18 protein-coding genes and 1 tRNA gene are annotated in these 18,974 nt (G+C 64.8%); 11 read left to right on the top strand and 8 right to left on the bottom strand.

The window, feature by feature from the left end; genetic code table 11:
* Nucleotides 1–106 precede the first annotated feature (106 nt).
* Nucleotides 107–526 (top strand): hypothetical protein, encoded by a 420-nt coding sequence (locus ADIAG_RS16470; protein ID WP_007272558.1) that lies wholly within the window; start codon nucleotides 107–109, stop codon nucleotides 524–526.
* 72 nt (nucleotides 527–598) lie between these two features.
* Here the strand turns inward: ADIAG_RS16470 and ADIAG_RS16465 are convergent, their stop codons facing one another.
* Entirely contained in the window at nucleotides 599–1,057 is a 459-nt protein-coding gene (locus ADIAG_RS16465) for a 23S rRNA (pseudouridine(1915)-N(3))-methyltransferase RlmH (RefSeq protein ID WP_188109157.1), read from the bottom strand.
* A gap of 56 nt (nucleotides 1,058–1,113) precedes the next feature.
* Between ADIAG_RS16465 and ADIAG_RS16460 the strand changes: the two genes are divergently transcribed.
* Together ADIAG_RS16460 and ADIAG_RS16455 are read left to right on the top strand one after the other, a co-directional pair.
* Nucleotides 1,114–1,818, top strand: coding sequence for a phosphatase PAP2 family protein (locus ADIAG_RS16460; protein ID WP_007272556.1), 705 nt, complete (start codon nucleotides 1,114–1,116; stop codon nucleotides 1,816–1,818).
* A gap of 54 nt (nucleotides 1,819–1,872) precedes the next feature.
* Nucleotides 1,873–2,646 carry an SDR family oxidoreductase gene (locus ADIAG_RS16455; protein WP_007272555.1) on the top strand — a complete coding sequence of 258 codons (774 nt, stop codon included), beginning with the start codon at nucleotides 1,873–1,875 and terminating at the stop codon, nucleotides 2,644–2,646.
* Nucleotides 2,647–2,839: 193 nt separating this feature from the next.
* On the opposite strand, the gene ADIAG_RS16450 is transcribed toward ADIAG_RS16455, so the two are convergent.
* A tRNA-Ser gene (locus ADIAG_RS16450) sits at nucleotides 2,840–2,930 on the bottom strand.
* A gap of 70 nt (nucleotides 2,931–3,000) precedes the next feature.
* Between ADIAG_RS16450 and ADIAG_RS16445 the strand changes: the two genes are divergently transcribed.
* Nucleotides 3,001–4,239 (top strand): DNA glycosylase AlkZ-like family protein, encoded by a 1,239-nt coding sequence (locus tag ADIAG_RS16445; RefSeq protein ID WP_007272554.1) that lies wholly within the window; start codon nucleotides 3,001–3,003, stop codon nucleotides 4,237–4,239.
* A 14-nt stretch (nucleotides 4,240–4,253) separates the two neighbouring features.
* Here the strand turns inward: ADIAG_RS16445 and tadA are convergent, their stop codons facing one another.
* Nucleotides 4,254–4,736, bottom strand: coding sequence for a tRNA adenosine(34) deaminase TadA (gene tadA / locus ADIAG_RS16440; RefSeq protein ID WP_007272553.1), 483 nt, complete (start codon nucleotides 4,734–4,736; stop codon nucleotides 4,254–4,256).
* Nucleotides 4,737–4,857: 121 nt separating this feature from the next.
* Here tadA and upp point away from each other — a divergent pair, with 121 nt between their 5' ends.
* Nucleotides 4,858–5,496, top strand: coding sequence for a uracil phosphoribosyltransferase (gene upp / locus ADIAG_RS16435; RefSeq protein WP_007272552.1), 639 nt, complete (start codon nucleotides 4,858–4,860; stop codon nucleotides 5,494–5,496).
* A 91-nt stretch (nucleotides 5,497–5,587) separates the two neighbouring features.
* Here upp and ADIAG_RS16430 read toward each other — a convergent pair whose 3' ends face one another.
* Together ADIAG_RS16430 and ADIAG_RS16425 are read right to left on the bottom strand one after the other, a co-directional pair.
* A complete protein-coding gene (locus tag ADIAG_RS16430) occupies nucleotides 5,588–7,243 on the bottom strand; it encodes a sensor histidine kinase (protein WP_007272551.1) in 1,656 nt (551 codons plus the stop codon).
* Nucleotides 7,240–7,980 (bottom strand): response regulator transcription factor, encoded by a 741-nt coding sequence (locus tag ADIAG_RS16425; RefSeq protein ID WP_007272550.1) that lies wholly within the window; start codon nucleotides 7,978–7,980, stop codon nucleotides 7,240–7,242. Before ADIAG_RS16425 ends, ADIAG_RS16430 begins: the two co-directional genes overlap by 4 nt.
* A 585-nt stretch (nucleotides 7,981–8,565) precedes the next feature.
* Between ADIAG_RS16425 and ADIAG_RS16420 the strand changes: the two genes are divergently transcribed.
* From ADIAG_RS16420 to ADIAG_RS16405, 4 genes are all read left to right on the top strand, one after another.
* Nucleotides 8,566–9,363, top strand: coding sequence for a winged helix-turn-helix domain-containing protein (locus ADIAG_RS16420; protein WP_007272549.1), 798 nt, complete (start codon nucleotides 8,566–8,568; stop codon nucleotides 9,361–9,363).
* A gap of 88 nt (nucleotides 9,364–9,451) precedes the next feature.
* A complete protein-coding gene (locus ADIAG_RS16415; RefSeq protein ID WP_007272548.1) occupies nucleotides 9,452–9,973 on the top strand; it encodes a SixA phosphatase family protein in 522 nt (173 codons plus the stop codon).
* A gap of 281 nt (nucleotides 9,974–10,254) precedes the next feature.
* Nucleotides 10,255–11,409, top strand: coding sequence for a hypothetical protein (locus ADIAG_RS16410; RefSeq protein WP_007272547.1), 1,155 nt, complete (start codon nucleotides 10,255–10,257; stop codon nucleotides 11,407–11,409).
* Entirely contained in the window at nucleotides 11,406–13,157 is a 1,752-nt protein-coding gene (locus ADIAG_RS16405; protein WP_152426195.1) for an ABC transporter transmembrane domain-containing protein, read from the top strand. The genes ADIAG_RS16410 and ADIAG_RS16405 overlap by 4 nt, the downstream gene beginning before the upstream one ends.
* On the opposite strand, the gene ADIAG_RS16400 is transcribed toward ADIAG_RS16405, so the two are convergent.
* From ADIAG_RS16400 to ADIAG_RS16390, 3 genes are read right to left on the bottom strand one after another with little or no spacing between them, the layout of a single operon-like run.
* Nucleotides 13,138–13,746, bottom strand: coding sequence for a TetR/AcrR family transcriptional regulator (locus ADIAG_RS16400; RefSeq protein WP_007272545.1), 609 nt, complete (start codon nucleotides 13,744–13,746; stop codon nucleotides 13,138–13,140). The two genes, ADIAG_RS16405 and ADIAG_RS16400, sit on opposite strands and share 20 nt — an antisense overlap.
* Complete coding sequence (locus tag ADIAG_RS16395) at nucleotides 13,743–16,061, bottom strand: YhgE/Pip domain-containing protein (RefSeq protein ID WP_007272544.1); 2,319 nt, start codon at nucleotides 16,059–16,061, stop codon at nucleotides 13,743–13,745. The genes ADIAG_RS16400 and ADIAG_RS16395 overlap by 4 nt, the downstream gene beginning before the upstream one ends.
* Nucleotides 16,058–16,954: a hypothetical protein gene (locus ADIAG_RS16390; protein ID WP_007272543.1), complete on the bottom strand. Its 897-nt coding sequence runs from the start codon at nucleotides 16,952–16,954 to the stop codon at nucleotides 16,058–16,060. Before ADIAG_RS16390 ends, ADIAG_RS16395 begins: the two co-directional genes overlap by 4 nt.
* A gap of 157 nt (nucleotides 16,955–17,111) precedes the next feature.
* Between ADIAG_RS16390 and ADIAG_RS16385 the strand changes: the two genes are divergently transcribed.
* The gene (locus tag ADIAG_RS16385; protein ID WP_007272542.1) at nucleotides 17,112–18,137 is read left to right on the top strand and encodes a lactonase family protein; all 1,026 of its coding nucleotides are present in this window, start codon (nucleotides 17,112–17,114) and stop codon (nucleotides 18,135–18,137) included.
* Between the two features lie 9 nt (nucleotides 18,138–18,146).
* Entirely contained in the window at nucleotides 18,147–18,863 is a 717-nt protein-coding gene (locus ADIAG_RS16380; protein ID WP_007272541.1) for an esterase/lipase family protein, read from the top strand.
* Nucleotides 18,864–18,974: the final 111 nt, after the last annotated feature.

Raw genomic sequence — 18,974 nt, 5'->3', positions numbered from 1 at the left:
CTAAACGTTCGTGGCGTCAATTCGCCGACGACAGACGGTGCCAGCAAGGCGGGCCGCTCCGTGGGAATCGAAGCGATGACGTGGACGGCGAGCAAGGTGCCACAACATGCCACAGGTCAGCCGGGTGCTGCGTCGCGGGAAACGCGTGTGGCGCGGCGCGCGCCTGAGGGCCAGCCCCACCAGGAGCATCAGCAGGGTCATGCCCGCGATCGTGGGTATCGCCAAGGATATTCCCAGCTTCCGGGCTTCCGGGTACACATCATGGAGCAGCAAGGCCCAGATGAAAGCGGGAATGATTCCGGAAGTCAACGACATCAGCGATAACAGGAGGATGACGGTTCGTGACCGCGTCCCCCGGGAAACCCACAACGCTATGGCCGCGCAGATGAACCAGGGAACCAAGGGGAACGCCAACGCAATCCAGAGTCCTGACTCATTAAGCGTCCACCATGGCGCCCCGGCCAGTGCGGGATCCACCACGGCGACAACCACGAACATCAAGAGCGCGCAGGCCGCCGGCAGGTAACGCCAGAATCTATTCACCACCCATTGATGATCTCGCAGGTATCGGAAATTGGGGGGGTGGCTGACACGGGGGTCAGACGTGGTGGTACTTCCCGCCGCCGGCGATTTCTTGGGCGCGGTAGAGCTGCTCGGTGAGAATCAACCGCACCAGCTGATGCGGGAAGACCAGCTTGGACAGGCTCCAGGTGAAATCGGCGCGAGAATGCACCGAGGCGTCGACTCCGTAGGCGCCGCCGATCACCACGGTGATGTTCCGTGAGGTGTCCAAGGGCCGCTGCAGCGTCGCGGCCAGGGCTGGGGAATCGATGTTCTTCCCGCGTTCGTCCAACAGCACCAGAAAGTCCCGGGAGTCGATCTTGGCCAGGATCCGCTCGGATTCCTCGGTGCGGGCAGCATCCCCCTCGCGAGCCGAATGCGGCAGCAGCTGCCACTTGAGGTCGAAGGGTTTCTTCATACGCTTCTCGTAGCGCTCGATACCTTCGCTCACCCAAGATTCATGTTTCTTGCCGACGGCCAGCACGCGAATTGTCATGGTTCCATCTTCGCGCATCCCCGACGGGCCGGTGGCACGAGGATAGGCTTTCAGGCATGCACACACCACGCCGTTCCGGGAGGAACAGCCAGCGCACCAGATCGATCCTGGTGTTCTCCCTCGCCATCCTGTTCGGGCTCTTCGCCGTGGCCCGTCGACTGTGGATAGCGGTGCGGGTCGGTGGGGTGCCCGATGCCTGGGACATCCCCGTACTCGAATGGTTCGAGGCCCACCGCACTGCCGCGGCAACGGCCATCGCCTGGTTCTTCACCATCGCCGGGGACACCCTGGGGATGAGCCTGATTTCTTTGGTCCTCATTGGCTTGTTCTCTTGGCGGACCAAGAGTGCCGGTTCCGGGGTGCTCATCGCGGTGACGGCGGCCGGGTCGGTCGCGCTCACGCTGCTGCTGAAAACTTCCTTGGGCAGGGCGCGGCCACCCCTGGATGACGCACTGCCGCCGGTGCCACCATCATTTTCATTCCCCAGCGGGCATACGCTCAATTCCGTGGCAATCCTCGGCGTCGTGGGTTATCTGGCGCTGAGGGTGCTGCAGCACCGGCTGGCGCGCATCGTGGCCATGTGTGCGTTGGGCATATTTATCATCGGGGTGGCCGTAAGCAGGCTGTACCTGGGTCATCACTGGCTCAGCGATGTGTTCGGCGGCCTACTCATCGGTGGCTGCTGGGCAGCCGTGGTGATCGTGTTGCACCACTTCGTGCTGGTCAAGAACGGGCGCTGGAGCCGCTGGCTGCGCACCTAAGCGCTTCCTGGTTGCCCCAGACCGACCTGGGGGTCAAGGCGTAAGCTGAATCACATGAAGATCATCGTTCTTGGCGGTAGCGGAAACATGGGCAGGCGGGTTGTTGGCCTGCTGCTGGGCACCGGACACGAGGTGGTGGCCGCCAGCCGAACCTCGGGGGTTGATGCCTACACCGGGTCCGGCCTGGCGGAGGTTTTCCACGGGGCCGACGCGGTGGTGGATTGTCTGAACCTGGTCAGCGTCAGCGCGGCAACATGCATTGATTTCTATGACACCACGGCCAAGAACATCATTAACACCGCCGAGCAGGAAGCGGTGGGGCACTTGGTATGCGTCTCGATCATCAACGCCCGCAATCCCGAGATCAATAAACGCATGGGGTACTACCGGGGCAAGGCCGCGCAGGAAGCCCGATACCAAAACACGAAGGTCCCCACCACCATCGTGCGCTCCACCCAGTGGTTCGAACTGGCCGAAACCCTGCTGCAGCAGATGAAATTCGGGCCGATCTCGGTGGTTCCCCGCATGCAAACCCAGCCCGTGGCCGCAGATGCCGTGGCACGTCTAGTAGCTTCGAGCGTCGAATCCGGGAAGAGTGCGGCGGCGGGTGTTGAGCTTGCCGGTCCCGAACCCCGCGATATGGCCCAGTTGGCACGCCTGGTCTCCAAAAACAATGCTGCCACCGGAAGCCGCGGGCCACACTCACGAGTGATCGGTGTGCCGGTTCCCGGCATGAAGGTGCTCAACGGCGGGCTGTTGCCCTCGGGCGCGGTGCGGCGGGATCCGACGACCTTTGAGCAATGGTTGGGCAACGGACGCAAGGCCTGAGGATCGCATCATCCCAAGGGTCGGAAGAAACCGCTTCGGACAGCATTGCCCGCGCCAGGTGAGCCGAGTGCCGGTCAAGGGCAGTAGGTGCGGTGAACTACGGGCCGGTAAAACCGTTTTCTGCCGGATGTTTTTGGCAAAGCAAAAGACCCCAGCTTCCCTATGATGCTCAGGAAGCTGGGGCCTTTATGGCTGGCGGAGACGGTGGGATTTGAACCCACGGTACGGGGTTACCGTACACAACATTTCGAGTGTTGCACCTTCGGCCGCTCGGACACATCTCCAGACCTGAATACTATACCGGGAAAACGCCCCACAACAAAAACGTGGGGTACTTCGGGGCAGAATGTAGCCATGACGACAAAGGCGGCCGTGCCGCAGATCCCGCAAGAGCAGTTGACCCCGGAGTTGTTGCGGGTCTGGTCGTGGCACCGTCAGGGCCTTGGAGGGACACTCGCGGGGGCCGACCCGGCCACGGTTCTGGACCGGGCGGGCTGGGCCCGGTCGGTCGGCGGCGCGAATGCCTACCTGACACTTTTTGCCCGGGCCGGCATCCGCCGCCCCGAGGCCGATGCGGCACTCGCCGCGCAGCACATCCACGAGCTACCCGCCGCACGGGGTTGCACGTATGTCTTGCCTGCCACGGACTACGCCTGGGGGCTGCAGCTGGGACATGCCTCGGCCGAGGCCTCCGTGAAGGTGCTGCAACGCCTCGGGGTGGAGCGGAGAGAAATTGAGGATCTCGCCGCTGAGGTGCTGCGAGTGCTGCTCGGTGTCCGCGGCACCGAAACCGAGGCCCTGGACCCGCGCGGGATCAAGCAGGTCCTGGGGGACAAGGTCCGCAGTCTGGGCGAGGAAGGAAAGAAAAAAGGCGCATCCACCACGTTGCCCGCCGCGTTGGGGCTGTTGCAGGCCGATGGGCGGATCCGACGGGTGCCGGTGAACGGTCGGCTGGACCAGCAACGCTACTCCTACGTCGCCTGGCAGCTGGAAGATAGTGGCCAAGACGACGAGGCGGTCAGGGTCCGGATGTTGGAGCGGTTTCTGTGCTGGACCGGGGGAGCCACGCTGGGCCAGATCCGCTGGTTCAGCGCCTTCACCGTGGCCCAGTCCAAGAAAGCGCTGGCGGCAACCGGCGCCGTGGAAGTTCCCACCGCTGCCGGCCACGTGCTGTGGATGCTGCCGGGGGATGTTGACGAGCTGGCAGGGTTCGAGGCACCGAAGGCCGCAGATATCCAGCTGCTTTCGGGCTCAGACTCGCTGGTGCTGCTGCGGAGGAACTCTGCCGATCTGTTTGATGAAACCGGCGCCGAAGCGGTGGCGGGGATGAGCGGGTCGGCGCTGGCCGCCGACCTGTCGGACCATCCGATCGTGGACCGGGGCCGGATCATCGGGTTGTGGCAATACGATCCGGACAACGCCAGGATTGCGTGGTGGACGTTTGAGCCCGCCAGCGACGGCGTGCTGGTGCGCGTTGCACAGATCGAACAATGGATCACCGAGGATCTGGGGGACTGCAGGTCCTTTTCCCTGGACTCGCCCAAGTCGCGGGCCACAACCATTGCCAGGCTGGATGCCCTGCGTCAACGCTGATGCGTCGGGGAAACTTATTTCTGTCGGCGTGCCCGGAAGAACTCGGAGAGCAGACGTCCGCACTCTTCCTCGCGCACCCCGGGATAAACCTCGACCCAGTGGTTCAGTCGCGGTTCGCGCAGGATGTCGAATACCGATCCCACGGCACCGGCCTTCTCATCCCAGGCTCCGAAAACAACGCGCGGGATGCGCGAGAGCACGATCGCCCCGGCGCACATGGCACACGGTTCCAGAGTGACCACCAGCGTGCAGTCCTCCAGCCGCCACCCGTCGTCTGTTCCTGCCTCACGCAACGCCCGGGCCGCCGATCGGATGGCCACGAGTTCGGCATGGGCCGTGGGATCGCCGTGGGCCTCGCGCTCATTGCGTCCGGTGGCCAGCACGCTTCCATCGGGGCCGGTGATTACCGCGCCGATGGGCACATCCCCGGTGGAAAGGGCAGCCCGGGCCTCGTCGAGGGCCAGGTCCATGAGCGTCAGGTGGGAAGAATCAGTCATTGTGCATCCCATGCTAGCTTTGTCGGCCGAGTGCCCGGGTACAGCCCCCATGGTGGGAATCACCAGAGTGCCAAATGCGAAAACCGGGAATTGGGGGCGTTTGGCTGGTAGATTTTGGTGCATGCGCGTACAGGTAGTTGACCACCCGTTGGTGGCACACAAGGTATCTGTCCTTCGGGACAAAAACACCCCCTCCCCGGTTTTCCGGCAATTGACCGACGAGTTGGTGACCCTGCTGGCCTATGAAGCCACGCGCGACGTCAAGACCGTTGAGATCCAGGTCCAGACTCCGGTGGCCACGACCAAGGGCATTGCCTTTGCCAAGCCGACCCCGTTGGTGGTCCCGATCCTGCGCGCAGGCCTGGGCATGCTCGAAGGCATGACACGCCTGGTCCCGACCGCAGAGGTCGGTTTCCTGGGCATGGCACGCAACGAGGAAACCCTCGACATCATCACCTATGCAGAGCGTCTTCCCGCGGATCTGACCGGACGCCAGGTCTTCGTGCTTGACCCGATGCTTGCCACCGGCGGCACGCTGATCGAATCGATCAAGTTCCTCTTTGCCCGTGGGGCAGCCGACGTCACCTGCATCTGCCTGATTGCCGCACCCGAGGGCCTGGCCCGACTGGAAGAGGCCTACGGCGACAATGACAAGGTCCACCTGATCCTGGGCGCCCTGGACGAAAAGCTTGACGAAAATTCCTACATCGTTCCCGGACTGGGCGACGCCGGCGACCGCCTCTACGGGGTTGCCCACTAGGGATTCGGGACAGACCCGCAGCAACGAAGCGGCGTCGGAACGGCACCAGGAACAGTGATTCGCGGTGCCGCTCGGGCGTCGCTTTTTTGTGTCAGGGCCGGATACCTCGGGCGTTAGGCCGTGGCGGGTCTGCGGGCTTGGGTAGCACCTGCACCGGCAGCGGCAGCCGGACTTCGAAGACCGTGTTCCCCGGGACCGAGGTGACATCGATGCTTCCGTGGTGCGACTCGACGATGGCTTTGGCGATGGGTAGGCCCAGCCCGGTGGTGCCGTCCGCTCCCGAACGCGCGGCATCGGCGCGGGTGAAGCGCTTGAAGACCTGCGGCAGGAACCCTGGTGCGATTCCCTCGCCGGTATCGGCCACCCGCAGGATCGCCTGGTGAGCATTGGAATCCTCGGTGACCGACACCGTGACGGTGTTGCCCTCGGAGGTGTGTTTTCGGGCGTTGGCCAACAGGTTGGTGATGACCCGGCGCAGTGCCGCGGCATCGCCGGAGACGACCAGAGGGCTGGCCGGAATGTCGTTTTCCCAGTGGTGGTCGGGGGTGGTGATCCGGAAATCCTCGGTGATCTCGGCGGCCAGTTTCCCCAGGTCCACCGGGGTCGTCTTCACGTGGTGTTTTTCATCGAGGCGGGCCAGTAGCAGCAGGTTTTCCACCAGCGTACTCATCCGCGTGCTTTGTTCAAGCACCCGGTCCAGCGAGCGCTGCCCGTCGTCGGAGAAGTGCTCGGTGGCGCTGATCAGCTCGGTGTATCCGCGGATGGCCGACAGTGGAGTGCGCAGCTCGTGCGAAGCGTCGGCAACAAATTGGCGCATTTGGGCTTCTGATTCCTCGCGCGCAGCGAAGGCGGTGCCCACATTGTCCAGCAATGCGTTTAGCGCCCTGCCCACCTCCCCGGATTCGGTGCCGGGGATCGAGTCCGCGGGGGTGACCCTGGCCTCCAGCGCCGCGGTCCCGGATTTCAGTTCGGCACTGGCCACCGAGGAGGCCACCGCCGAGACCCGTTGCAGAGGAGCCAGTGACCGACGGATGATCAAGGACCCAATCAGTCCGATGGCGATGACCCCGGCCAGGGAGATGGTCAGCGTCAGGACGCCCAGGGCGGCCAGGGTGCGCTCGTTGGGTGCCGTGGGTAGCCCGGTGATCAGGATGCCGCCGGAACCGGGGTCTTCTTGCGCCGAGAGCAGGTAGTCCCCGACGCTCAATTCCTTGACCACGGGGGCGGCATCGACCGTCACCGTGGAGAGCAACTGTGCATCGGTGCCCGTGATGTCTTTGCGCTCGCCGGTCTTTGAGTCCAGCACACCGCCGGAAAACAGGTATCCGGAGAGGATTCTGGCATTCAGCGTGCCCGAGGCCTGGCCGGGGGCGAAGATCGATCCCTGGGGTGCGTCGCGGCCATTTTGTGCCGTGTAGGAGGCTGTCCGTTCTGAGGCAAAATTCAATTGTTCGTGCAATTGCGTGGCCATCGATTGGCGCATACCGGTATTCAACAGCAGTCCGATGACCGTACAGATCAGCGCGAGCGAACCAATCAGCGCCAGCAAGAGCTTGCGTTGCAAGGTGAGCTGACCGAGGCGATTGCGCAGCCGGGCCTGCAACGGAGCGTGGCCGCGCGCGTCCCTGGGGCCGCCGTTCGGAGGAGGCCCGGGGGGCTGGGTATCGGCAGCGGCCGGAGTGGCAGACTCGGGGGATCGCGGGCTCAGGGGCTCGGAGGGCAAGGCGGGGCGTGCGTTGTGGCTCATGACGCGGGCTTGAGCATGTACCCGGCCCCACGCACGGTGTGGATCATCGCGGGGCCGTCGGCCTCGATCTTCTTACGCAGGTAGGAAATGTAGAGCTCAACGATATTGGCCTGGCCGCCGAAGTCGTAGTGCCAGACGTTGTCCAGGATCTGCGTCTTGGAGACCACGCGGCGGGCGTTGACCATCAGGTAGGACAGCAACTCGAATTCGGTGGCGGTGAGGTTGATCGGGGCCCCCGCCCGGGTGACGTCATGGGAGTCGGAGTTCAGTACCAGGTCGCCCACGACCAGTTCCGCGCCGTCCGCGGCCGTGGCGCCGGAGCGTTCCACCAGTTTGTGCAGGCGCAAGAGGACTTCCTCGAGGCTGAAGGGCTTGGCCACGTAATCGTCGGCACCGATGCCCAGTCCCTCGATCCGGTCTTCCACCGCGTCCTTGGCGGTCAGGAAAAGCACTGGAACCTCGGGAAGGAAGGTGCGGACCTTGCGCAACACCTCCGGGCCTTCAAAGCCCGGCAGCATCCAGTCGAGCACCAAGACGTCGGGTGTCGATTTGCGTGCAGCTTCCACCGCGGAGGGACCATCGTGGGCAACACTGGCCTCCCAGCCCAACATACGGGTGCCCATGGAGACCAACTCGGCCAGCGAGGGTTCGTCATCGACGACGAGCACCTTGATGGCGGTGCCGTCCGGGTGGGTGAGGCGGGGTAATTGCGTGGGAGAAAAGCGGGAGCTTGGCATGATGTTAACTTTCCCTCCGAGGTGTAGGCCAGCTCTGTGGTCCGGCTGTGTGTGGGCTGTGAGGCCTGCTGGTTCCAGCTTAGGGCTCACTGGCCGGGCCGGAGCTGTTGGTCGAGGCAATGTTGGGTCGCTCGTTGCCTGCAGAGGGCTCTGGGTGTAGTTCGGTCCGTTGAAACGATGTTTTCTTGGCGAATTGATCAGATTGCTTGCACTTTACAAAATCGCAGCGCATACCGCCTTGTCCGAAGTCTCATCGTTACATATCTGCACAGTGTGATGATTGCCACATAAAGCGCTTGACGTCTCACATTGTGGACAGTATCTAAGTTTGTTACTTGCGGGTTCCTAATATTACGAGGAAACTAGTGATTGTGAATAGCGCAGCAACAACACAGAGCAGCCTTTTTGTAGGCGTGGCGATGACCTATCGCCAGTGTTGTTGTCGAATGCCCAGCTGAGCGTCGAAACTACTTTGACGCTCAGTGACACTCGCATCGTTTCCGTTCCTCGCACCGGCGAGATCAACGGGGCTCCTAAGCATTCGCGCCATTCCGTGGCATTCACACGAGTTAGAGGTAAAGAAGCATGTCGGTAACTTCCGGATACGTCCATGTCTCAATCCGCAACGCCCAGTCACGCGCGGCGGCAGCGCAGCGCAACACTGTGCCCGGCAGCTATGCTCCGGCCGGCTACCGCCAGCTCCACGCGGTGCCAACGGCCCATGACCCCCAGCCGATGACGGCTCCAACCCCGGTGGTGGCACCCAGTGGTACCTCGGGCCCGCAGCCGGTAACGGGGGACACCACCGCACGCGGCTTCGTGCTTTATGTCGGCCTCGACGAGTCGGTAGCCCAGGCGCAGGGAACCTCGCTGGGCAAACTGGCCACGCAGGTCCGCGCATTCTTGGCCACACTGTCTCCCGAAGCACAGACCCACGCCGCCGTAGCGCTGGCCCCGGCGAGCGCGCAGGGTGAGAACATCGACGTGGTGCGTCAGGCGCTGGGCGACCCCACCGTCAACCGCCGCCCGCGTGTGGATGCCCGGCCTGCTGCGCCGCGTCCCTCCGGCGTGCTGATCGATCTGTCCCGCCGTGAGGTGCACCTGGATGGCGAGACCCTGAACCTCACGTTCAAGGAATTCGAACTGCTGAACTACCTGGTGGAGAACGGCACCCGCACGGTGGGCCGCGACGAGCTGCTGACCAACCTGTGGCGCAACGCCGAAGAGGTCCCCAACGAACGCACCATCGACGTGCACATCCGTCGCCTGCGCTCCAAGCTGGGCCGCCTGGCCAACACCGTGCGCACCGTACGCGGCCAGGGCTACCGTTTTTACGAGCACCCCGAGGTCGTCGTCTGGGCCGCCCCGGAATACACCATCTAGATCCACACCTTGTTCCCCGTGGGAGCCAGCATCCAACGATGCGGCTCCCACGGGCGTTTAACCACACGCGCCGCCTAAGCTTGGGTGTATGAGTAAACATCACCTCAAGCGACTCGTGTTGCTGCGTCACGCGAAGGCCGACTATCCCTTGGGCATGAGTGATCACGAGAGGCCGCTTGCGGCCCGCGGAAACCGGGAGGCTCCGGCCGCCGGAGCATGGCTGCGCGAGAACGACGTGGTGCCTGACTACATCGTGCTTTCGGATGCCCATCGGACCCGGGCCACCTGTGCCTGGGTGATCAGCGAACTGGGGGAGAAAGCGCCAACACCCTATTTGGATTCCCGCATCTACGGCGCCTCGAGCTCCAAGCTCTGCTCCATCATTAACGAGACTCCCGAAACGGTCACCACGCTGCTGGTCATCGGGCACCAGCCGGTGCTCCAGGAACTGGCCATGGCCCTGGCCGCGGTGGATTCCGAGGAAGAGGCCGTCTACGAGTTGGCCATGAACTACCCGACGCTGGGAATGACGGTGCTGGAGACCGACAAGCCCTGGGCGGAAATCGATGGGCGCGACATGACGGTGACGAACTTCGTGGTGCCTCGCTGATCCTGATTCAATCAGCTGGCGGCATGGCCACCAGAACCAATGCATGAGGGTGCGCCCTCCGGGGTAAAAATCTCGATGAGAGTTTCCTAGGGGCAACGACACCGGCTTTCCGCGGCCGCGCTCGGCGATTATGAGAGCAACTGTGGGATTTATGAGAGCTCACTCATCGGGTGTTTACCCGTTGCTTGCTTTCGAGGCTTTGACTAGGGGCAACACGAGGCACAGGTCGTGCCGCCGCAGCGGTGCGGCGTGTGTTTCAGCCCAGCGAAAAGGACTCCCCGATGAGCATCAGCACCAGCCTTGAACCCGAATTCTTCGACGCCGCAGCCGCGGATGAAGGATGCGAGCGCCACCTTCCGATTGAAGCCCGACGGGCACTGGGCATCCGTGCCGCCTACGCCACCCGTTTTGTGGCAACCGAATTTTCCAAGCGGCCAGAGGACTTCCACCTGATCGCCGGAGCCGAGGTGGCACCGCGGCCCGGAGATGTGGTCATCGCCCGGGTGGCGGAAATCGGCAAGCATACCCGCCTCGAATCCCCGGTTTCCCGCCGCCAGCTGATGTTCGTAGGCCAGGAGATCATGGTCGCCTACGGCAATCGCTACGCACCGGACCAGTTCCTGGCCCACGTGCCAGAGACCTTGGAGCCCTGCCATCTGGTGGCGGGTGGCGGCCTGGCCGGTTATGTCACCGAAATGCATGCATCCATCGACGCGGCCACCGCCATCGAACCGATCGGCCTGCTGGCCACCGCTGACGGCGTGGTCAACCTGCGCGGCTTCGCGCCGTTGCAGGTAGGTAACCCGTCGCTGGCCGCGGTCCGCGCCGTCGGCACCTTGCGCCCGCCGGTCATTGCGGTGCTGGGCACCTCGATGAACTCGGGCAAGTCCACCACCCTGGGCTGCCTGGTCAACGGACTGTCCAACGCCGGGCTCAACGTCGCGGCCGGCAAGGCCACCGGCACCGGGGCCGGCAACGACCCGAACCTGTTCATCGACGCCGGAGCATTCCCGGTCTGCGACTTCACCGACTTCGGCTACCCCACCACCTTCAAGCTCGCCTACGAAGAGGTCCGCGATCTGCTGGCCGCAATGATCGATGAACAGGCAGCCTCCGGCGCCGATGTGGTGGTCATCGAGATCGCCGACGGCCTCTACCAAGGCGAGACCGCCAGGCTGCTGCGCGATCCGCTCTTCACCGCCTACGTCGACACCGTGGTGTTCTCCGCCCAGGACGCACTGGGAGCCCGCGCCGGACTGGACGTGCTGCAGGACGCGGCGGTGCCGGTCGCCGCAATCTCCGGGGTACTCACCGCTTCCCCGCTGGCCACCGCCGAGGCCTCCGCCAAGCTGGAGGTTCAGGTCATCGACACCTACGCCCTGTGCCTCCCCGAGGTCGCCACCGCCCTGATCCCGGTGCGCGCAGCATCGCTGTGAGCCGCCTCGAGGGCCTGATGGACGGAGCACCGGAACCGGCCACCGAACCCTGGGATCCCACCGCTGCCACACCCGCGGAACCAGAACCACGACTGCCACGCCTGGTCACCGGCGGACGCCGGACCCTCTTCGCCGGACTGCTGGGCATCGCCACCTTCTGCGGTGGCCTCGGTGTGCTCATTGCCCTGCTGGTCGGTGCGCTGGTGGGCGGCGGCGCGGTGGCCCCGATCGCCGCAGGCATCGCGGCGCTGATGGTGGCGCTGGGCTGCGGCCGCTATCTGGAACGGGTGCTGGCGGAAAAGCTGGGCCAACACTATGTTGCCCAGCTGCGGATCTCGCTCATCTCGCACTCGCTGCTGGCGAGCAAGGTCCCCTCGGTGGGAATTACCGTGGCCCGGGCCAGCAACGACCTGTCCTCGGTGCGCAACTGGGTGGCCCAAGGTATCGCCCCGCTGTTGGCCGGCATCCCACTGGTCCTGATCTCCATGGCCGGGCTCTGGACGATCCACCCCGCACTGGCCTTGGCCCTGGGGCTACCGGTATTGGCGCTGGCCGGCACGCTGTTTCTGCTGGCCGGGCCGGCGTACCAGCGGGCCAGGGTCCTGCGTCGGCACCGTGGCAACCTTGCCGCACGTATCGCCGACACGGTGGCCGCCTCGTCGGCCGTGGTGGCATCCGGTGGGGTGGCGCGCGAGCTGGCCCGGGTGCGGGACAGCGGCCAAAAGGTCATGGACGCTGCGGTGCACCGGGCCCGGATGGCCGCGGTGCTGCGTGCCTGCTCGCTGGGCATGCCGGTGCTTGCCACCGCGGCGGTGGTGCTCGTGTCCCGTAACGCGGCGCTTGATGCCGGCGCGATCGCCGCGGCCCTGACCCTGCTGGGATTGTGTGCGGCACCCGTGGGGGAATGGGGGCGCATTGTGGAATACCGGCAGAACTACCGGGCGGCACGGCGCATCATAGCCCCGCTGCTGGTGGAGGAAGCCAGGCTCGCCGCCGGTCCGGAGCTGGTGCCCGAGGCCCCGCAAGCCGCGGCGCGGCTCCAGGCCGAGCGCGTGGCGGGGGTGTGGCTGCGCGGCCTCATCCTCGGATCGACCCGGATTCCGGAACTGCGTGCGGAACCGGGGGACAGGATCAGGATGGTCGGCGGGGACGCGGCACTGCGCGCGGAACTTTTCGGTGTGCTGGCCACGGCGCGCACGCCGGCCGGCCCGATCCTGGGGACCCTGGGCCGGGAGCTGTCCGGCCGCGAGCCAGGTTACGTGGTGGCCGGAAAAATTCCGGGCGCGGTGGGCGAGAAGAAGCGGCGCCGGCTTATCGGCGCGGCCTTCTCCTCGATGGTGCCCGAGCGCGGCACGCTGCTGCGTGCCCTGCGCTACCGGCGTCCCGAGGCGGACGCCGGCAAGGCCTTGGCCCTGGCCGCGCGGTTGGGGCTGCGCACCGAAACGCTGGAACGCGGGCAAAACACCGTGCTGCGCCGCGGCGGGCTGCCGCTGGATGAACGGCAACGGGCCGGGCTCATGGTGGCCCGGGCGATGCTCGGTTCCCCGGCCCTGCTACTGCTCAACGACATCGACGGACACCTCGAGGAGAAGGCCCTCACCCAACTCGAGACCATGCTGCAGAATTACCGCGGCGTGGTGGTCGTGGCCTCCGAAGCGGAATGGTGTGCAGGCTACCGGGAATGGGACCTGGAGGCCGCAGATTCTGTGCCAGAGAGGAGCCAGGCGCTCAGCGCAGGGGCGCGGTAAAGGCCATGGCGGCACCGACACAGTCGGCGATGCTGCGTTCGGGATGGAACACCTGCCGGTCCCGGCCCAGGATGAGCGTCGCGCCGAACAACGCGGTGGCCAGGGCATCCAGGTCAGGCAACGCATCCGCTGGAGGGTTCGGTCGCGTCTCGGCCAGGCGCTGCAGCGCGCCGCGGACCACACCAATGACGTCGTGGCGGGTCTGTTCCAGCGCGCCGGCCCAGTGGCTGTCGGATTGCCATTGCTCGGAAATCCATAGTTGGGAGAAGGCCGGGTATTCGGCGATGAATTCCAAGGATTCGCTGACCATCAGCCGCAGGCCGGTATCCGGGTCCGGGGCCGTGGTGCCGGCCTCGAGGCGTTCGAAGAGAATGGCGATGCCGTAGTTCAGGAGCTCACCGATGAGATCGTTTTTTGATCCGAAGTTGTAATAGACGGTGCCCTTGGAAACCCCTGCGGCCCTGGCGATCTCATCAACGCTGACATCCTGGTGTCCGCGGGCACCGATCAACTCCATGGAGGCAGTAAAAAGCCGGTGCTTGGAATCGGTGGCCCGCAACCGGGTGCGCGGGGCACTTGCCTCACTCATGCGCTCAGCTCCGGATGCAGGGACTTCAGGGACCATGTCTTGTGCAATCGTACCGCCACGGTGCTGGCCACCAGTCCCAGCACCGTGTAGCCGATCAGCCCGGCCACAATAGGACCGAGCACCGTCAAGTCCGCCCCGTACATCAGGTGGCGTAGACCGGTGACGACGTGCCCCATGGGCAGCCAACGGTGTGCCACATGCAGGATTGACGGCGTGGTTTCCCAGGGGAAGGTGCCTCCGGAGGAGACCAATTGCAGCACCATGAGCACCAACACCACCATCTTGCCCGGGGTCCCGGCCAGGGCACAGATGCCCTGGATCATCGCGGTGAAGGCCATGGAAGCCATCAGGAACAGGCCCCAGGTCGCCCACGGGTGCGCGGTGTTCAACCCCAGGCCGAAGAGCACTACGGCGTAGAGGATCGTTCCCTGGATCATGGAGATGCCCAGGAATGGGAGCCAGCCGCCGATCGCGATTTTCCAGTTCGCGGCGTTGGAAGCCAACGCACGCTTGGTGATGGGCCGCATGATCTGCACCAGAATGAAGGCGCCGATCCAGATGGCCAGGGTCATGAAGAACGGGGCCAGCCCTTCGCCATAGACCGCGGCCTTGGCCTGTTCGATGGTTTGGATGCTCACCGGGTCCCCGATGACCGACGAGACCTGTTTGCGGTCGGTGTCATCGGGGTTTGGAACCTCGTCGGTGCCATCGGCCAGTTTGGTGGAGAGCTCTGAGGAACCATCGCTCAATTCGGTGGCGCCGTCACCGAGCTCACCCACGCCGTCGCCCAGGTCTCCGACTCCCGCCAGCAGCGATCCGGTGCCGGTGTGCAGGGTGTCGGCGCCGGTGGCGAGCTTTCCGGCTCCGGTATCGAGCTTCTTGGCTCCGGCTAGTGCATCTTGCTGCCCGTCGGCCAGGGTGGATGCGCCGTCGGACAGGGACTTTGCGCCGGTATCGAGCTTGGCCGATCCGCCGGCGGCATCCGAGATGCCGGTTTTCAGTGCCGGCATGGCTCCGGCGAGCTGGTGAGTGCCATCGGCCAGGGTGGATAGGCCGCCGGATAGCTCCTTGGCACCGGCGGAGACTTGCGCCGAACCATCAGACAGCGCGGAGATCTGTGATTGGGCCCCGGCCAGCTGCTTTTTGGTGTCCGCCACCTGTTGGGCAACGCCGCTGGAGGCGGCCGCGTCCTTCACCTCGCTGCGCAGCCTCTGGGCTTGGGCTTCGGTGACGACCCCGTCCTTCACCAATTTATCGAGCCGGGCATCCAAGGCCTCGGTAGCCGAGTCGATGCGTGATTCGGCGTCGTTTTCCAGCGCCTTGATGGTCTCGGCCGCCTGGGTCACCTTGTCATCCAGGGCCTTGTTTCCGGCGGCGACCTCCGCGGCACCGGCGGCAAGCTTGGTGGAGGCGGCGGCGGCCGTTTGTGCCCCGTCATCAAGCTGCTTGGTTTTGGCAGGGAGGGCGGAGGTCTTGGATTTCAGTTCCGTGAGCCCGGCGTTCAGTTCCGTGGTGCCATCGGCCAGGGTGTCGGCGCCGGTTGCGAGCTTCCGGGCCCCGGTGGCAAGTTTTTGTTGGCCGTCCACCAGGGATCCGGTGCCATCGGCCAGGGTGCCGGCTCCGTCTGACAAATCGGAGGCGCCGGTGTTGAGCTTTCCCGCGCCGTCGGCCAGCGTGGTGACCCCGTCGGTCAGGGTGGTGACTCCGTCGGAAAGCTTCACCGTTCCGGTGTGGAGTTCCCCTGCACCATCGGCGGCCTTGGACATGGAGGAGTGGATGTCGGAGAAACCCGTCAGCAGGGCGTCGGCGGTCTGTGTGCCGACCTCCTTGGCCACGGTGTTGTGGACCTGTCCGGCGAGCTTGTCGGCAAAGGTACCGACCATGTAGTTGTTGGCGTCGTTGGTGGTGATCTTCAAGATGCCCTGCTTGGCCTTTTCGAAGTCACCGGGGGAGGCGAGGTTTGCGGAAAAATCTTTCGGGATCGTCAGTGCGAAGGAGAAATCCCCGGAGGCGACCCCCGCGTCGGCCTCGGCCTCGGAGGTGACCACTTCCCAGCCAAAGGTGCCGTCTTCGATCAGCTCCGCGGTGACATCGTCGCCGACCTGGAGTTCCTTGCCGTCCTTGGTGGAGCCGGTATCTAGGTTGACTATCGCTGCTTTGACGTTGTGCAGGTGTGCGTAGGGGTCCCAGTTGGCGTAGAGGTACAGGGCGCCGTAGAGCAGTGGAACCAGGGCCATGGCGATGATGGCGATCCGGGGCAGGGTTCCGGAGGTCATGCGCTTGAGTTCGGACAGGGCCAGACGCAAAGTGGTCATGGGAGGTCCTTTGTTGCGTGGGGGTCAGTGGTGGGCGCGGCCGGTTCGCCGCTTTCGGGGTCATCCGCGGCTGCTGCCGGCTCCGTGGTCGGGACCGCCGACGTGGGGGCATCTTCGGTTCGTGGGTCCGCCTGATTCGTGGCCGGTGCCGCACCGGGCGAATCCTCGTCGAGGGGTTCAGGGATTTGGCCGGGCTCTTCGAGGCACGTCCCGGATTCGGGGTCGGTACTCTCGGGTGCGGCGCCGTCAAGGGTCTGCCTAGTGTCGAGTTTTTCCTGGATTTCTCCGGCATAGGCCGTCGAACCGGACCAGTTTTCCGGGATGCGCTGGACGATGCCGATGACGGCCGGGGCGCGACGTCCTGCCGCCACGGTGTGAAGGTGGTTGCACCAATCGTCTTCCGGGATGCCATGGCGGTCGGGGGTATCGAAGACCAGCAGCTCGACGTTGCGGTCCTCGAGAGCCAGGTGGGTTAGCACCGTCAGTCGCTCCAGTGGGTCGACTGCGTCGAGCCACTGCTCGGCCAGGTCCTCCAGGTGGTGCCGCTTGAGCCAGGCGTCGATGCCGCTACGCCGCCAGATGGGCCCCGGCAGCAGGGCCAGGTCCTCGGCCACCAGGTCGCGCACCTTCAGGTGGGCCTCCGGCTCGTTGATCTCGGGGGAGTCGACCAGGGTGCTGATCCGTCGGACTGCCTTCAGTGAGGTGCTGCCCGACCAGGCCACTGTGCCTTGGCTGGGGCGCATCCGGGCGCTGGCCCCGAGGGCCAGCGCGGTGCGGGTCGGCTGGGGTTCGGCCGCGATGAGCAGCAGTTCGCCGCGCGCAACGGCGAAACTGGTGGACTCCAGCAGGGGCAGGTGGCGGCCGTCAATGGCCAGGTTATCGGCTATAAGCACCTACCCAGCATAAAGCAAACTGACCGGTCAGTTCAAATAGTCAGGTTGTCTGCTTCGCCACGCTCCGAATGTCCGACGTCGCTGCGGCCACGACACGATTGGGCATCGATTCCTTGCCACGCATCATCTGGCTCGCCAGACGGGCAGGATGGGAGACATGGAAAAAAGGTTTTGGGTCGGCGGCTATTCGCCCGATGGCGGCGGAACGAGCTTAGGCATCCGGGCCATGGGTTACACCCAGGGAGTGCTCACCGACCTGGGTCTGGCCCACGCCGCCGAGTCGCCCTCGTGGCTGGCCACGCATCCGCGCTTGCCGGTGCTGTACGCCGCGCTCGAACATCGCGGAGAAGTTGCCGCCTACCGAATCCTGGGCCACAACAAGCTGGAACCGCTGGGCAAGCCGAAGCCAGCCGGTGCGCTGCTCTGCCACCTGGTAGTCGCCGAGGCCGCCGGAGCGTTGGTCGCCAGCTGCTACGGGGATGGGAAAATGCTGGCCTATCCCATGGATGCCGACGGGACCCTGTCCGACCCGGTCCCGGCCGCTGAATCGATCGACCCCTTTGCGGTGCCGGGCCACCCGGAGCGTGCCTCGCACTCCCACCAAGCCACGGTGCTGCGCTCGGGGGTCATTGCCACCACGGATCTGGGCCACGATGCCGTGCGTTTCTGGGATTTGGTGCAAGGACAATGGAAATTGCGCCAACAACTCGGGCTGCGCAAGGGCGATGGGCCACGCCACCTGGTGGAACACCCCTCGGGGTTCATCTATGTCGTCACCGAGCACGGCGCCGAGGTCATTACCCTCCGGGCGGATGCGGCAGGGGTGTACCGGGAGCTCTGCCGCACCGGATTAGGGGAGAAGGTCCTGGCCGGGTCGGATTTTCCCGCGGAGATCTCCTTGGATACCAACAACGACAGGCTCTACATCGGGGTTCGGGGTGCCGGGATCGTTGCGGTATTGAACTTGGTTTCGGGTCGGCCCGTGTTGCGGGGCAGCGGATCCTGCGCCGGAGCGTGGCCGCGCCACCACGTGCAGGTCGGAAATTCACTGCTGGTGGCCAACCAGCTTTCAAACACCATCGAGGCCATCGGGCTGGAGGGGGCGGACGGATTGCCACAAGTCTCCTTGAGCTCGCTGCCCATGGAAAGCCCCACCTGCATTGCCGCCCAGGTGACCGTGTAGCGTGGCCGCATGAGGCGTTGGAAGCACGCGTGGTGGTGGCTGCTTGACTATCTCCATGCCGGTTGGGTCCAGACCTGCTCGGTGTTTCGGCGGCGGCCGCCGAAGGACTACGCCGCGGGGGATCTAACCCGACCTGCCATCGTATTGCTGCCTGGTGTCTATGAAACCTGGTTGTTCCTCGAACCCGCCGCAGGGCGCCTGAACAAGGCGGGGCACCGCATCTTCACAGTTCCCGAGCTGGGATTCAACCAGCTCTCGGTGCCCGATTCCGCCGCCCGGGTGCAGCGGCGTCTGGCCGAGCTTCGACAAACCCATGGTGTGGAGCACTGCGTGTTGCTGGCACACAGCAAGGGCGGGTTGATCGGCAAATACACCATGCTCGAGGCCTTGCTGCCGGTGGAGCCGTCGGCGGCGGAACCCGAGATCCTGGGGATGGTGACGCTCAATACTCCCTTTGCCGGATCCGTCTACGCCAAGTATCTTTTTCCCCGGGCCCTGCGCCAGTTTTCACCTGCCGACGCGGTCCTACTGTCCCTGCAGGCCCAAGAGGAAGCGAACGAGCGGATCATTTCCATTTTCCCCGACTTCGATCCGCATATCCCGGGCGGAAGTGCGCTCGCCGGGGCAACCAATATCAGGCTTGAGGCGGCAGGCCATTTCCGTATCGTGGCGGATCCCCTGGTGTTGGGTGTCATCGAGGACGCTGTGGGTTCACTGGGGGACTAGTGAACCTTAGCCGAATCGTAGCTGTACAAAAACGACGAGACCACACCATGCACGACGGCTGCTGATCGATGAGTGTTCCCGCACCGGAGCACGAGCGGAGTTCTCCTGAAC

It is taken from the genome of Paeniglutamicibacter gangotriensis Lz1y (assembly GCF_000348945.1).
Classification (GTDB): domain Bacteria; phylum Actinomycetota; class Actinomycetes; order Actinomycetales; family Micrococcaceae; genus Paeniglutamicibacter; species Paeniglutamicibacter gangotriensis.
The sequence above is the reverse complement of the archived record's forward strand: the minus strand, read 5'-3'. Positions and strand labels throughout refer to the sequence as shown.

Excerpts from the sequence above, each read along its gene's own strand:
- ADIAG_RS16415 (WP_007272548.1), top strand. The coding sequence starts at position 9,452 with ATGAGTAAACATCACCTCAAGCGACTCGTGTTGCTGCGTCACGCGAAG.
- ADIAG_RS16470 (WP_007272558.1), top strand. The coding sequence starts at position 107 with ATGCCACAGGTCAGCCGGGTGCTGCGTCGCGGGAAACGCGTGTGGCGC.
- ADIAG_RS16430 (WP_007272551.1), bottom strand. The coding sequence starts at position 7,243 with ATGAGCCACAACGCACGCCCCGCCTTGCCCTCCGAGCCCCTGAGCCCG.
- ADIAG_RS16425 (WP_007272550.1), bottom strand. The coding sequence starts at position 7,980 with ATGCCAAGCTCCCGCTTTTCTCCCACGCAATTACCCCGCCTCACCCAC.
- ADIAG_RS16445 (WP_007272554.1), top strand. The coding sequence starts at position 3,001 with ATGACGACAAAGGCGGCCGTGCCGCAGATCCCGCAAGAGCAGTTGACC.
- ADIAG_RS16400 (WP_007272545.1), bottom strand. The coding sequence starts at position 13,746 with ATGAGTGAGGCAAGTGCCCCGCGCACCCGGTTGCGGGCCACCGATTCC.
- ADIAG_RS16465 (WP_188109157.1), bottom strand. The coding sequence starts at position 1,057 with ATGACAATTCGCGTGCTGGCCGTCGGCAAGAAACATGAATCTTGGGTG.
- tadA (WP_007272553.1), bottom strand. The coding sequence starts at position 4,736 with ATGACTGATTCTTCCCACCTGACGCTCATGGACCTGGCCCTCGACGAG.
- ADIAG_RS16455 (WP_007272555.1), top strand. The coding sequence starts at position 1,873 with ATGAAGATCATCGTTCTTGGCGGTAGCGGAAACATGGGCAGGCGGGTT.
- ADIAG_RS16460 (WP_007272556.1), top strand. The coding sequence starts at position 1,114 with ATGCACACACCACGCCGTTCCGGGAGGAACAGCCAGCGCACCAGATCG.
- ADIAG_RS16385 (WP_007272542.1), top strand. The coding sequence starts at position 17,112 with ATGGAAAAAAGGTTTTGGGTCGGCGGCTATTCGCCCGATGGCGGCGGA.
- ADIAG_RS16380 (WP_007272541.1), top strand. The coding sequence starts at position 18,147 with ATGAGGCGTTGGAAGCACGCGTGGTGGTGGCTGCTTGACTATCTCCAT.
- ADIAG_RS16395 (WP_007272544.1), bottom strand. The coding sequence starts at position 16,061 with ATGACCACTTTGCGTCTGGCCCTGTCCGAACTCAAGCGCATGACCTCC.
- ADIAG_RS16420 (WP_007272549.1), top strand. The coding sequence starts at position 8,566 with ATGTCGGTAACTTCCGGATACGTCCATGTCTCAATCCGCAACGCCCAG.
- upp (WP_007272552.1), top strand. The coding sequence starts at position 4,858 with ATGCGCGTACAGGTAGTTGACCACCCGTTGGTGGCACACAAGGTATCT.
- ADIAG_RS16410 (WP_007272547.1), top strand. The coding sequence starts at position 10,255 with ATGAGCATCAGCACCAGCCTTGAACCCGAATTCTTCGACGCCGCAGCC.